Raw genomic sequence first — 13,831 nt, 5'->3', positions numbered from 1 at the left:
AAGGCGGAGGAGGGAGTCCATGCGGAGCATCGGCGACCGACGACAACGCGGCGAGGTGCGTGCTCCGGCGTCGCGCGCCCGGCGTGATCCGAAAGAGAGCCCCTAGGTCGCTTCTAGGCTTCTCGGCCCAGCGCCCCTTCCAAAAAAGCCGCCTGGGCCAGCAGCCGCTCGTCGCCGCCCGCCGTGCCGACCACCTGGAGGCCCAGCGGCAGCCCCTCCGCCGTCCGCCCGGCCGGCAGGCTCAGCGCGGGCAGGCCCAGGTAGCTCCACGGCAGCGACATCACCGGGTCCCCGGTGCTGTGCAGGCCCTCCGGCGCCCCGCCGGTCGCCGACGGCGCCAGCCACAGGTCCACCCCGGCCTCGGCGGTCGCCCGGGCGACCCGCTCGCGCAACCGCTCCCGGGCCTGGAGCGCGGCCGCCCGGTCCTCGGCCGCGACGCCCTGGCCGACCCGGATGCTGGCCGCCGTCTCCGGCCGGTACAGGCCGCCGAACCGGGCGAACCAGTCGGCGTGGCCGCGGGCCAGCTCGAAGCGGTTGATCGTCTGCAATTGCCGGGTGATCCCGGCGAAGTCCGGGAACAGCGGCACCCGGCGCACCGTCAGGCCGGTCTGCGCCAGGCGCTCCAGGCTCTCCTCGAAGGCGCGCAGCGCCGCCGGCTCGGCCCGCTCCAGGTACGCCCCGTCCGGGACCCCGAGCACCGGCCGGCCCCCGGCCCCGGCTGCCGCCTCTCCCCGCCAGTCGTCGCAGAGCAGTGCGGCCGCCAGGGCCGCCCCGGCCAGGTCGGCCGTGAACACCCCCAGGGTGTCGAAGCTCGGCGCGTTCGGGATCACCCCGGCCATCGGGATCCGCCCGTACGTGGGCCGGAAGCCCACCACCCCGCAGTACGCGGCCGGCCGGATCACCGACCCGACCGTCTGGGTGCCGACCGACAGCGGCACCAGCCCCGCCGCGACCGCCGCCGCCGACCCGCTGCTGGAGCCGCCCGGGGTGTGCCCGGGATGGTGCGGGTTGCGGGTCGGTCCTGGCGCGCTCGCCGCGAACTCGGCGGTCACCGTCTTGCCGGCGACCAGCGCCCCGGCCGCCCGCAGCCGGTCCACCACCACGGCCTGCGGCCCCGCCAGGACCCCCGGCGGCAACGCCGAACCGCCGTGCGTGGGCAGCCCGTCCACGTGCACGATGTCCTTGACCCCCACCGCCACCCCGTACAGCGGCGGCCGCCCGGCCGGTTCGGGGTGCCGCGCGGCCAGCGCCCGCGCCTGCGCGTGCAGCCGGTCGTGCCGCCCCGGCTCCGGGACGAACGCGTGGATCAGCGGGTCCACCCGCTCGACCAGCGCGCAGAAACGGTCGACGTGCTCGGACAGGTCCGGTACGCCGGACCGCAGCCCGGCGGCCTCACGGGTCAACGACCGCGGCCGGGCGAGGGGTTGCTCCATGCCGATCACGGTAGACCACCCGTGGACGCACTACTGGTGTTCGGCCGACAGGTACGGCGTCTCGCGCAGGTAGTACGCCCCGCAGGTGTGGCAGCACAGCTCCGGCGTCTTGCCCCAGTCCACGGGCTCCCGCACCTGCGCGTCCGGGTCGAGCTCCCGGCCGCACATCGCCACGCTTTCCACCCCCCGGACCATGTGCCACAACCGCACCCCGCCGGTCGCACCCCCGGCCCCGTACTCGGCTCGCATCTGGTGCTTCATGCGGCCATCGTCAGGCCCCCCGGCCACCCCGGCAACCGGTGGCCGAACGGGCGCCTGGGCAGCATCGATCACTTAGCGCCAAATCTGATCGAAACAAGCCACTCGCAACCGGTAGGGTTCGCGGGCGCGACCCGCGCCGACGGCCCTGCCGGAGGCCTCAAGTCGCCCGAAATCGACCCCATTTACCCCAATCTGGAGCTTCTCAACGTGCGCTCTTCTCGCCTTCTGGCCGCCTCCGCGCTGATGGCGCTCTCCTTCGGCACCACGGTCGGCGCCGTCAGCGCGAGTGCGGTCGGAGTCCCCTCCTCTCCGCCCCCCACCTCCACCACGGCCACCCCGAGCGCCCCGGCGCCGAGCACCCCGGCCCCGAGCACCACCCCGAGCGTCCCGGCGCCGACCACTTCGGCGCCCACCACCCCGGCCCCGACCACCCCGGCGCCCACCGGCAAGCCCACGAACCTGCCGACCCCGCCGATGCCGACGCCCAGCGGCGGACCCTGCCGCGGCGGCCTGCACCAGGACCTCAAGGTCACCGGCACCGGCCTCGCGAAGACCACCCTGGTCAAGGGCGGCGCGGCGCAGGAGGCCACGGTGACCTTCGAGAACACGGGCCCGGTCGACCTCAAGAAGGTCGACGCCGACTTCTTCTTCACCGACGTGAGCGAGGTGGAGCCGGTGATCAACCCGATCACCTGGGGCAAGGAGTCGTTCACCATCCAGGTCAAGCTGCCCGGTGGGGACTGGAAGACCCCCGCCGCGAGCAGCATCAAGGGCGACAACATGTCCTACCTCCAGGTGGACCTCGGCGAGTACAAGATCGCCAAGGGGCAGAAGATCACCTTCCAGGTGCGTCTCGCGGCCACCGACAAGGCCGTGACCGCCCGCTACTTCGCCCAGCTGAGCGGCTACTCCGAGCAGTTCGAGGCCAAGGACGTGCCGGGCGCCCCCGCCACCGACAGCTGCCTCCGGTACGACGGCAGCTACCGGGTCGACGACCTGTTCAAGGTGACCGACGCGTCGGCCGCCACGCCGACTGCCGGCACCCCTGCGGCCGCCGGCCACGGTTCGGCCTCCGCCTCGCCGTCGGCGGGCCCGCACCTGGCCGAGACCGGTGCCGACTCCAACACCCTGCCGATCGCCCTCGGCGGCGCCGCCGTCCTGGCGGCCGGCGCCGGCACCGTGTTCGTCCTGCGCCGCCGCAAGGCCGGCGCGCACAGCTGACGCCCCGCCGAATGAACCCGAGGGGCGTGGACAACCGTTCACGCCCCTCGTCGGTCTACCCTCCGGAGCGCGAACCCCGACCCCACTGCTGGAACCCTCCGATGCGTTCCGCCCGTCTTCCCGCCGCCTGCGCCCTGCTCGCGCTCACCGTCGGCCCGGCCGCCCTCGATACGGCCCCGGCGTTCGCCGCCGACGCCACGCCGATCACGACGCCGACCGCCACCGCGACGGCCGAGACCCCGTCCGGCAGCCCCAGCCCCACCGCCAAGTCCTCGGAAACGCCGTCCGCCACGGCCACCCCCTCGGCCACCCCGACCGCCACCGGCTCGCCCTGGCCGTACGACCGTCCGGAGGGCCCGATGGCCTCGCCGATGCCGGTCACCGGCAGCAGCGACACCCCGGGAGAACTCACGGTCACCTTCGACAACGTCAGCACCACGACGGTAATGGAGCTCGCCACCACCGTCACGCTCACCGGCAGCGGCAGCCTCGCCGTCGAACTGCGCGCCCCCGGCGGCAGCTGGAAGCCCCTCACTGTCTCCGGCATCCCCACCGACACCGGCACCTACCAGCTCGCCCAGGGCCAGAAGCTCACCCTCCGGCTGCGGGCCGCCGCCGGAGCCCCGCTCGGCGACCACCGGCTCACCTTCACCGGCAAGTCCGAGGTGCTCCCGATCGGCTCCGCGCCGGCGAAGAAGTACAACTGCCCCCAGCTCGCCGGCAGCTACACCGGCACCATGAGCGTCGGCGACCGGACCGCCACCCCCGGCCCGACCGCCGCCCCCACCACCGCACCCGGCCACCTCGCCGACACCGGCGCGGGCACCGCCACCCGCCCCCTCGCCATCGCCGGCACCACCGCCGTCCTCCTCGGCGCCGCCCTCCTCCTCACCACCCGCCGCCGCACCCACACCTGATCCCGCCCACCGGAAATGCGCGGGAAGAACTCCCGGGGCGGCTGTTAACATCACGGCCTGGAAAGTGCATCACCTGGCCGAACAGGACCACCCCGTGCCCGACAACGAGTTCCTGAGGCGTTTTCGCCCGACCTCTTCGCGAGAGCGGAACCGAATTCCCGAACAACGCGCAGCAGATCCCGCCGAAGACGGATCGACGGACAGCGCGACACTACCCGCGCAGAAATTCGACACCCGGGTCAGAGTCTCGCTGTCCGTCGAATCCGCGGAGAGCGAATACATCGCAGCCGCCCTCAGAGAGGCCGGGTGGAATCTCACGAGAGACACCAGGACTCACAGTCCCCACACGGCCGAGGGCCGCCAGGGTCTCGATTCCCACTGGCTGGTCGACGTCCCGCTGGTCGGAATCTCCCGAGGTGCGGAACGGGTCGCCACGTTGGAGGTCGTCAACCTTCTCGAACCACACGGCCTGCTGTTCGACATCCGCGGCGCCTGGGTCCTCCAGCCCAGCGCCGTACGCTCCGCCGTCTACCACGTCCACCGACGGCTGCCACGACGGGAGGGCCTTCGCGGCAGGGTCGACCGGATCCGGATCGCAATGGGACTGCGCGACACCGGCGAAGTGATCCACGCCGCCTCGCACCGCGAGGCGGCAGAGGAGTTCTCCCGTCGCCGGCACCTTCCTAACCCACCCGCCCGGCCCGCACGCTCCGGCTTGCGCCTGCCGTTCCCCGTCCCAGCGGACCGTTCCCCGGAGAACGGCAAGCGGTACTGGATCCGCCAGGACCGAATCGCGCTCTACCTGCCCCTCGGTGTGTGGATCGGCGGCACCTCGATCGTCATCGCGTCCGAGCCCCGGTGGACTCCGGCCACCGAGCACCTGGCCGGGCTCTCCGCGTTCGCGCTGGTCTACACGCTGCTGCTCTACCTGTCGTTTCCCCATCTCGACCGGCCTGTCCCGGCAGCCGCCAAATCTGCGGTCGCCACGGTGTTCGCCGCCATAGGAATCGCCATCGGCATCTCACTCGGCGAGAACCAGATCGTCACACCACTGTCGAGATTCGCTCCACTGTACCTGGTGTTCGTCGTCTTCGGACTCCGCCACCTGATTCGCGGAACCGGTCCGGAAAGGCTGGTCCTCTGGGCCGTTCCGATTGCCATCTCGCTGGCACCGCCACTTCTCCGAATGGTCGGCGACCTCTCCTATGGTTCCTATCTGAAGAAATTCGGAATGAAGATGGCCGATGTCAACCTGTCCACCATGGACCAGGTGACCCCGACCACCAGACCCCTGGCCATCGGAATCGCCTCTGTCCTTCTGATCCTGGCCGGCGTGGGGTACTTCCGGCAGCTTCACGTCGATCTCGGCAAACTGATTGTCGTCCCGCTGGTCCTGCTCTACGGCCTGGTGGTGATCGTCTCGGCGACCGAGAACGGAAGCCGCTCCGCCGACGGTGCCCGCCCCCAGGTCTCTGCCGGAAAGCCGCCCTCGGCGTTCCACGCGCTCACCGCCCGTGCCGTCTGTGTCAGGCCGACGAGCGCAGCCGCGGCCGTCCAAGGGGAGCCTCTGGTTACCGGACGTCCACTTCTCACCTTCGACCCCCTCGCCCCCCGGGTCGCACTGTTCGACCCGGCGACCAACGGGGTGACTCGCGTTCAGGCGTCGACCGCTGTGCTGGTGACCGTCGCCGACCTCAGGAGTCCCTGCCCCTAGGGCTCGACTCGCGCAGGCCAGGCCGGATGTCCCCACCAGTGGTGCCGACCATCGCACCATGGGTGGCGGTATAGGGCAGGCCGTAGCGGACACCCTTGCCTTCCACCTAACCGACGAACGCGCCGAACGAAGGGGAAGGCCTCCACTATGCGCGCAATCGGTGGCGAGAGCCACAGGCCACCGCGACTCGAAGTTCTGGCTGCTGCAGTCGCGGCGGCATACACCGCTGGCTACGCCGCAGGCACCGGCGGCTGGGCCGAGCAGTGGATGGGGCCGTGACCGTGGCGGTGGTTGCCTGGGCCAGGGAACGTTGGCGCCGTTGACGCGCCTGTAGCTGCCAACCGGCGAGAGCACCGACCACTCCCTGGTCCATGCTCCGCTGTTTTCTCTTGCCCGGGCCCTCGACGTTCCTTGGCTGTTAGGGCATCAGCGCTACGACGCCGCCCGCAGCAGCGCGCCGTCCTGTCACTTGAGGATCTTTTGATCACTACAGGCCCGTGACCTGCGGGTTCGTCCCGCAAAGTGCCGCTGACCAGGCGAAACTACCTTCAGTAGTTCGCACTGGTCAGTGGCACTTTGGGCTCTCATGTGCCCCAGATGTGACCTGGGGCCGCCCGGTTCAGCTCACCACCACCCCGCCACCGTACGGAGCACCTGGATGAGTCGGCGCCTGGAGTAACGAGGGGGCGCACGCCGTTGCTGTGCGCCGTTCGGGTGATGCTGGGCGCTCCAAGGGATCCCTCAGCGCCCCCCTTCAACGCGGATAGACCACTCCTGCGTTGGTCTACGGTGCCATGTTGTGAACCTCGCGGAGCTCCGACAGCAGCCCAGGTTCTACCTGGTGATCAGCGGCGGCTGGAGCACAGTTGCCGATCCTGCGCCCGCGCTGGTCGCCTGACCACGGTGATGCCCGCAGTAGTCGCGGGGCGCAGTCCCGACTGGAGGTTCGGCACGTGCGGTTGCGGCAGTGGCAGGACGGCGGCCTGCGCAAATTCCTGGGGACGAATCGCGACTTCCTGGCAGTGGCTACCCCGGGCGCAGGCAAGACCGCATTCGCGCTGCTCGCCGCCCAAGCGATGATGGACCGCGGCGAGATCAGTTGGGTCGTTGTTGTCGTGCCGACCGACCACCTGAAGGGACAGTGGGCCAGAGCCGCAGCGGGACCGGGCATCAAGCTCAACCCAACCTTCAAGAACGCCAGAAGGAACACCGCAACCGACTATGACGGCGTGGTGACGACGTACCAGTCCGTGGCGGCCGACCCGTCTGTGTGGTCCCGCATGGCCAACCAGTCCGGTCGGCCATGCCTGGTAGTCCTGGACGAGGTGCACCACGCTGGGGACGCTCAGCACCTCGCATGGGGATCGGCGCTGTTCGAGGCGTTCAGCGACGCGCACAGGCGGCTCATGCTGTCCGGCACTCCGTTTCGGACCGACGCAAAGCCGATCCCGTTCCTTCGCTACGACGAGGAACGCCGGGTAATCCCTGACATCAACTATGACTACGGCATGGCTCTGCAGGACCAGGACGTTGTTCGACCCGTCGTTTTCCCGGCCCTGGACGGCGAGGCCAGATGGCGGCTGGCGTCCGAGCACGCGACGGCAAGGAAGCTGTCCGAAACCGATCCACGGACAATCTCGCACGCCCTTACCGCCGCCCTTGACCCGGAAAAGAATTGGATTCCCTCGACCCTGCGCCGCGCCAACGACGAACTATCGCTGATCCGGCAGGACACTCCGGATATCGGCGGGCTGGTTCTTGCCACTGATCAAAAGCACGCCCGAAAATACGCTGCGATCCTCGAAAGCCTTACGGGAGAGCCTGCCACGCTTGCAATCTCGGACAAGCCTCTCGCGTCGAGGAGCATTTACGAGTTTTCCACCGGTTCGTCCCGTTGGATTGTCGCCGTCCAGATGGTCGCCGAGGGTGTCGACATTCCACGCCTGGGAGTGATCGTCTATGCGACCCGCACTCGCACGGAGCTCTTTTTCCGTCAGGTCGTAGGCCGCTGCATCCGGCGCCGTGGAGAAGACGACGACCTGTATGCACGTGTGTTCATCCCAACCATCCAGCCACTCCTTGAGCCCGCTGCGCGGATCGAATTGACCGTCCAGCACGTGCTGCGCGATCAGGAGGAAAGGATTCGGACACGCCACACCAGCAGCGAATCTGCCGATAGAGCAATTCCCTCCACAGTAACTCCCCCGCGCAAGTTGGAGGTGATCGGCACCTCAAATTCCATTCACCCGTACACAATCAACAAGGGTGAGGCCATTGGCGAGTCTCTGCTCCTACAGGCTCGACGCTTGGGGCAAGAAGCTGGCCTGCCAATCAGTTCCGAACCTTCTGCCATTGTCCGCCTGATGCGTTTGGCTGGGGTCCGTACGGGCGACGGCAGGCCCTGGCCAGTCGTGAAGGAACAGACTCTGGCCGAACAGAAGATGGAGTTGCGGCTGGTCGTTAATCGCAAGGTGGGACACCTAGCTGCTCTGAGGCGCCAGCCTCATAGTGAGATCCACCGCAGCCTCCACGATTTCTTCCACGAGGACAACATCGAGCAGGCCACCATGCACACACTGAACGAGCGCCTCGTCATCCTCGATGGTTGGATCCACGACGCGAAGCCAACCAGCTGAAGGCCGACACCAGAACCAAGGCCCTCATCCTTCGCCGCGGAACAAGTCCTCAGGCAGCGGCATCAACGCCAGCACGGCGATGAGCGCCTATCGGGCGGCTACGGCGGCGAACTGCCCGATGATCAGCGTCGACCTGGCAGCGAGCATGGCTGCCCGGACACGCGCGGCTCCGGCAGCAGCTACAGCCGCCCCATCGCCGACCTGGACCGTCCGCCCGCCGAGGCCCGCACACGCGGCACAGATGCCCCGGCGCGGCAGCGGGTCGTGGCACTTGGTGCACTCAGCGTACCGGGGCTTCACGGGCTGCTGCGGGGCCCGCACAGGCGGCATCTTGCGTTGCAGGCGGCTGCGGAGCACGCCGACCGGAGAGTGCAGGGGCACGGGCAGGCCGGGCAGCAGGGCCTGGGCCAGCTCCTGGGTTGTGCTGCCGCGCTCCAGCCACTGGGCGACGATTGGCGCCAGCTCCGTGGCTTCGGCCTCGCCCAGCCGCAGGCGCGGCTCCGGACGAATCACCCGAAACAGCGTGACCACTGCCTCGCGGACCTGCTCGTCCGGTACGGCCGGAGTCTCCTGGTCGATGGTCTGGCCCTCCTCCCGCCCTTCTGGCCGGTCGGCGGTGTCCCCGGCAGCGGCCGACTGCTGGTCGGCCTGCTCGGCGGGGTGGGAGGGTTCTTGGTACCGGTTCTTTACAAGAGGGACGCCAGCACTGCCGGTGGTCGCTCTACCGGAGACCGGACGGGTGGTACTCGGCAGCGCGAGCTGCGGGGTGTCGTAGACGTGGGTCTCGGTGCGGATCGTCCCGTCCGGCATGCGGATCTTCTCGACCCGGTAGTACCCGGCCTCGGTCAGCTCCTTCAGGGCCTTGCTGATCGCGCCGCGCCCCTGCGGGCTGGTGTCGGCCATGTGCCGGCCATCCTCGCGCCAGCCGTCCGGGCGGGAGAGGAGGTCCGTGAGCAGGCCGCGGGCGGTGTAAGACAGCCGCCGGTCCTGCAGGAGGCCGTTGGGCAGCACGGTGAAGTTGCGCACGTGGGCGCTACGATGGACACGCATCGGGAGGTTGCACTCCTGTTGCCGGACCCCGGGGTGTTGGTAGCACCGCCGGGGTCGCCTATTTTCGGTTGGACCACGGAACGTACCACGTCACTCGCCGCACCAAGGTCCTTTTGCCGCAGCGGTCTTGATCACATCAAGGACCATCGCTTCGCGTGGATGTCGGGCGGCCGAGCCGACCCGGCCGCCTTTTGCGGTCAGCGGGCGGCGAGGAGTTCCCCTCGCTCGACGGCGTCGCGCAGGATGGCCGCGAAGTCCTGGGGCAGGAGGTTGACCGTGTCGAGGGCGTTGGCGGTCAGAGGGATCTCTTCGAGGATGTACTCGCCTCGGCCTTCCTGGCTGAACTCAGGGCCGGTGCGCTCCTCGAAGCTCCACTTCTTGATGGTGGCGAGGTAGAAGTCCTGGCGCTCGTCGTCCGTCTCGATGGTGTGGAGGAGGCTGACGATCTCGGCCTCGCCCGCGATCTCCTCGCGGACCTCGCGCAGCAGGGCCTCCTCGGGGCTGGCGTCGGTCGGTTCGATCTTGCCGCCGACGATCACCCAGTACGGGTCGATGCCGGGGCGGATGCGCTTGATCAGCAGCATGGTGTCGTTCGGGGTGAGGAGGACGGCGCGGACGCGGTGCTGCATGGTGCCCTGCTTCCTGTTCGATGGGACGGGCCGGTCAGTGGAGGATCCAGCCGCCGTCGACGTGCAACGACTGGCCGGTGATGAAGGACGCGCTCGGCCCGGCGAGGAAAGCGACCGCGGCGGCGACGTCCTCGGGGCGGCCCCGGCGCTGGACGCACTGGCGGCGGATCTGGTCCTCGGGCCGGGCGCGGTGGTGGGCGGGCAGGCCGTTCTCCGCCTCGACCTGGATGGCCCCGGGTACGACAGTGTTCACGCAGATGCCAGCCGGTCCAAGTTCCCTGGCCAGCGACCTGGTGAGGCCGAGGAGTCCGGCCTTGGCGGTGCTGTAGGCGGTGAGTCCGGGGCGGCCGGCACGCGCGTTGACGCTGCCGATGTTGATGACCCGGCCCCATCGGCGCTCGGCCATGCCCGGCGTGATGGCACGGCAAGTGCGGTAGTGGATAGTCAGGTTGGACTCGATGGCGCGCGCCCACTCATCCTCACCGAGTTCGTCCCACGGGATGCGGGGGTAGGCGCCCGCGTTGTTGACGAGGATGTCGATCGGGCCGAGTTCGGACTCGACCTGACTGGCCAGGGCGGCAACGGCGTTGGGGTCGGTGAGGTCGGCGCTGACCTCGATGCCGTGCAGGCCCTCGCACCGCACGTCGGCGAGCACGGTGCGGGCCCGGCGGATCTGCGCGAGGTGGTTGACGGCGACGGAGGCACCGGCGGCGGCGAGCGCTCGGCTGGTTGCAGCGCCGATCCCGGTGGCTCCGCCGGTGACCAGGGCCACCCGGCCCTGGAGCGGCAGGGCGGCGATGGGCAGTTCAAGCGGCGTGGGTGTGGTCATGGTCGGTCCGATCGTCGGGGCCGGTGGCTGGCGCGGGATGGGTGCAGGTGAAGGTCTCGCAGACGGTCTCGGGGTTCTGGGTCTCGGTGAGCTTGGCCAGGAGCAGGAGGAGGTCGTGGCCGGTGAAGCGGCGGGGCGGGATGACGCCGAGGATTCGCAGGGTGAGGAAGTGGCGGATCTGGGCGAGGAAGCGGTCCGGGGCCAGTCCGGCGGCGGGCGCGAGGTCGGCGCGAACGCGCTTCAGCAGGCGGTCGATTGCGGCCTGACGCCCGACTCCGACCGCCCAGGTGTAGCGGACTTCCAGGCGGCGGTGCCGCTCGTCGTGGTCGACGTGTTCGAGGTGCGGGGTGGTGACCGGCGGCAGGTGCAGCGGGAGGGTGCGGGCGTACACCTCGGGCTGGTAGGTCGGTACGAGCCAGCCGCCCATGCCGAGCAAGTACCAGAGGAGGATGGCGATTTCCCCGGCGAGCGTGTTACGGCCGGCGTACTGGAAGTCGAGCCAGCACAGCGGGTCGGCGATGTTCGGCTCGGTCGGGTCGCCCTGGGTGAGCGCGGTGACCCAGGTACGGGCGGAGCAGAGCGTTTCGCGGGCTTCCCAGACGATGGCGGGCAGGTCGAGCCGCATCGGGACGCCGTTGACGACGAAGATGTGGCCGGTGAGGGCGTGTACGGGCAGCGGCTGGCCGGTGCGCGAGGCGGGGACGGCGAGGCGGCCGGACAGGTACCAGGTGTCGATCCGCCCGCCGGGGCGGATGCGGTCCAGGTAGAGGCCGGGCACGCAGGCCGAGAGCGGCGCGGCGCTTCCGCTGTCGGCGACGGCGGCGAGCAGGCTGTCGCAGACGGCGTCGATCAGCGCGGTGACCCGTGGCAGGGCGCTCGGGTACCGGTCGGCGGTAGCGATGACGTCGCCGAGCAGCATGGTGCACCGGCCGGTGGCGAACACGTCCTCGTAGGCCACGACGTGCTTGCCGCCTGCCCGGCTGTGGCCCAGTAGTTGGGGCACCGGCAGGGTGCGTGCGGTGGCCTGCCAGCCCTGGACCTCGGCCTGCGCTGCGGCGGGGGCGAGGATCTTGCGGAAAGCCGGGACAGAAGTGGCGGGGCCGTTCATGTGCGGCTCGTCGGCAGGGCGATGGTGGCCAGCCAGTGGCCCAGGACGATGTTGGCCAGCTCCACCGCCTTCTCGCGGTCCTCGCGGGCCTGGCGACGCAGGTCGGCGTCGGTGGCGGGCTCGCGGTCGAGGAAGACGCCCAGCGCATCGTCGTCCGAGGCACGCTCGGTGCCCTCGAAGCGCAGCATCACCTTGGCCAGCAGAGCGGTGATCTTGAACAGGGCGCGGAGGTCGGGGGCTCCCTTGAGGATCTGGCGGCGGATCTCGATGGCGGCCTGTACGCCGGCCTCGACGCTGACCGCCACGTCGCCGGCCGCGTCCGGGGCGGGGAGGGCCAGGCCGGGGCGGCACCACAGCGGCACGAGGGAGCCGGAGCCGATCAGCATGAGGACGTGCAGCAGGCGGGAGGTGACCGCCCCGGTGCGGCACTCGTCCTGGGTCAGCACGGTCAGGCCGAGCTTGACGCCACCGAGTTCGGCTTCGAGTTCGGCGAGGGCCTGCCGGAGCCCGGGGAGGCTGTCCTGCTCGGCGACGACGAAGACGTCCAGGTCGGACCACCCGTGCTGGTACTTGCCGCGCGCTCCGCTGCCGGTTACGGCGAGGAGGTCGATGACGGGCGGCGCCTGGACGGTGGTGCGGTCCAGCAGCCCGGAGAGGTAGGACTCCAGGTGGACGGGCAGGCCCAGCGTGTTCACCGGCATGGTGGCCGGCCTGCGCAGCGGCCACCGGCGGGCCAGGGCGATCCCGTCGAGGCGGCGCTCCAGGTGCAGGCGGCTGTGGTTGTTGTCGATGACCTCCTGCGCGATCGAGGCGACCCCAGCCGCACCGCGGCGGGCCTTGACGGCGTCGCGCTCGACCACGTCCTCGGGCCCGGCGGTGCCGCGCTCGGCGCGGACCTGCGGCGTCGCGTCGACGTAGACGACGGTCAGTTGCTCGCCGAGCATCCGCCGCAGCTCGGCGGTCGCGTCCTGGTCGTGCAGGGACTCGACGGTGACGTGGTCGAGGAAGTGGTGGGCCGCGCAGTAGCGGTCGAGGCCGTCGACCAGCAGCTCGGCCCGCACCACGGCCGGGAGCCCGTACGGGTCAGCGATGCCGGCGCGCTGGGCGGCGTCCTCGATCAGGTAGCCGATCTTGAGGCGCGCGTACCCGTGCCTGACCCGCAGGTACTCGCCCGCCGTGCTCTTGCCGCTCTCCGACATGCCACCGAGCGCGACCACCCGCACGCCGGGAAGGGCGCGGGACGGCACGAGCGGGGCGATCGGGTGCAGGCGCTGGCGGATCTCGTCCTGGACGGCCACGACCCGGCGCTCGCCGACCACGATGGTCTCCGCCCACCTGCCTTCGGCGACGAGCCGGTGCACCTGAAGGTGGAGGTGCCGCTGGTAGTCCGCGTAGGCCGGGGTGACCTGCCGCTCGTGGGAGAGGCTGCGGGAAGTGCCGATCACCGGGTCGTCGTCGTGCAGGAGCACGATGCCGTACTCGGCCGCCTCGGCGGCCCGCACGTCGGCGGCGTACGGATCGAGGAGCTTGCGCGCCCGGTCGGCGGCCTCGTCGGGGCTGAGACGCTCGCGCACCGCGACGGTGGCTGCCAGTGACGCCTCCAGCATCGGGATGCCCCGGTCCATCAGACGCACAGGCGCAGCGGCGGGCCTGCGGGAACGTTCCAGGTAGGAGCTGGCGAGGACGTCGGCGACCTCCTCGACCGGGCCGCACTCGAACCACCAGGCGCCCATCCCCAGGGCCTTGATGGCGCCCCAGCGCGGGTCGTAGTCGTCCAGCGGTCCAGTGGCATGTGCGGCGGGACCGAGACGGCGGGTCAGGATGCCGATCTGCTTGGTCTTGCCGACGTTGTCGGGACCGCTGACCGCGATCGTGACGGGTCGGGAAGGCGTGGGGTCGTGCTCAGGGGAGATGGACACGATTTCCTCCGGGTGGTGCACAACATCTGTGGGGCGGTGGACGGGGCGCGGGGCGCCCCCCCCCCGCCCCCCCCGCGCCCGGGGGGGGGGGGGGGGCGCCCGCGGCGGGGGCGC

11 protein-coding genes are annotated in these 13,831 nt (G+C 70.5%); 4 read left to right on the top strand and 7 right to left on the bottom strand.

Annotation, left to right across the window (positions count from 1 at the left end; genetic code table 11):
• Positions 1 to 113: 113 nt before the first annotated feature.
• Positions 114 to 1,433 (bottom strand): amidase, encoded by a 1,320-nt coding sequence (locus ACFV6I_RS29200; RefSeq protein WP_380428507.1) that lies wholly within the window; start codon positions 1,431 to 1,433, stop codon positions 114 to 116.
• 30 nt (positions 1,434 to 1,463) lie between these two features.
• A complete protein-coding gene (locus ACFV6I_RS29195) occupies positions 1,464 to 1,694 on the bottom strand; it encodes a hypothetical protein (RefSeq protein ID WP_380373502.1) in 231 nt (76 codons plus the stop codon).
• A 207-nt stretch (positions 1,695 to 1,901) separates the two neighbouring features.
• On the opposite strand from ACFV6I_RS29195, the gene ACFV6I_RS29190 reads away from it, so the two are divergent.
• From ACFV6I_RS29190 to ACFV6I_RS29175, 4 genes are all read left to right on the top strand, one after another.
• Positions 1,902 to 2,915 (top strand): LAETG motif-containing sortase-dependent surface protein, encoded by a 1,014-nt coding sequence (locus ACFV6I_RS29190; protein WP_380428506.1) that lies wholly within the window; start codon positions 1,902 to 1,904, stop codon positions 2,913 to 2,915.
• Between the two features lie 101 nt (positions 2,916 to 3,016).
• Positions 3,017 to 3,832: an LPXTG cell wall anchor domain-containing protein gene (locus ACFV6I_RS29185; protein ID WP_380428504.1), complete on the top strand. Its 816-nt coding sequence runs from the start codon at positions 3,017 to 3,019 to the stop codon at positions 3,830 to 3,832.
• Positions 3,833 to 3,926: 94 nt separating this feature from the next.
• A complete protein-coding gene (locus tag ACFV6I_RS29180; RefSeq protein WP_380335395.1) occupies positions 3,927 to 5,546 on the top strand; it encodes a hypothetical protein in 1,620 nt (539 codons plus the stop codon).
• A gap of 953 nt (positions 5,547 to 6,499) precedes the next feature.
• Complete coding sequence (locus tag ACFV6I_RS29175; RefSeq protein WP_380335392.1) at positions 6,500 to 8,182, top strand: DEAD/DEAH box helicase; 1,683 nt, start codon at positions 6,500 to 6,502, stop codon at positions 8,180 to 8,182.
• 87 nt (positions 8,183 to 8,269) lie between these two features.
• Here the strand turns inward: ACFV6I_RS29175 and ACFV6I_RS29170 are convergent, their stop codons facing one another.
• From ACFV6I_RS29170 to ACFV6I_RS29150, 5 genes are all read right to left on the bottom strand, one after another.
• Entirely contained in the window at positions 8,270 to 9,232 is a 963-nt protein-coding gene (locus ACFV6I_RS29170; protein ID WP_380335390.1) for a hypothetical protein, read from the bottom strand.
• 197 nt (positions 9,233 to 9,429) lie between these two features.
• Positions 9,430 to 9,861 carry an NUDIX domain-containing protein gene (locus ACFV6I_RS29165; RefSeq protein ID WP_380428503.1) on the bottom strand — a complete coding sequence of 144 codons (432 nt, stop codon included), beginning with the start codon at positions 9,859 to 9,861 and terminating at the stop codon, positions 9,430 to 9,432.
• Positions 9,862 to 9,895: 34 nt separating this feature from the next.
• Entirely contained in the window at positions 9,896 to 10,690 is a 795-nt protein-coding gene (locus ACFV6I_RS29160) for an SDR family NAD(P)-dependent oxidoreductase (protein WP_380428501.1), read from the bottom strand.
• Complete coding sequence (locus ACFV6I_RS29155) at positions 10,668 to 11,798, bottom strand: hypothetical protein (protein ID WP_380428499.1); 1,131 nt, start codon at positions 11,796 to 11,798, stop codon at positions 10,668 to 10,670. Before ACFV6I_RS29155 ends, ACFV6I_RS29160 begins: the two co-directional genes overlap by 23 nt.
• The gene (locus ACFV6I_RS29150) at positions 11,795 to 13,717 is read right to left on the bottom strand and encodes a nucleotidyltransferase domain-containing protein (RefSeq protein ID WP_380428497.1); all 1,923 of its coding nucleotides are present in this window, start codon (positions 13,715 to 13,717) and stop codon (positions 11,795 to 11,797) included. Before ACFV6I_RS29150 ends, ACFV6I_RS29155 begins: the two co-directional genes overlap by 4 nt.
• Between the last annotated feature and the right edge of the window lie 114 nt (positions 13,718 to 13,831).

Origin of the sequence: Kitasatospora sp. NPDC059803 (assembly GCF_042732255.1) — a bacterium.
Lineage (GTDB): Bacteria > Actinomycetota > Actinomycetes > Streptomycetales > Streptomycetaceae > Kitasatospora.
The sequence above is the reverse complement of the archived record's forward strand: the minus strand, read 5'-3'. Positions and strand labels throughout refer to the sequence as shown.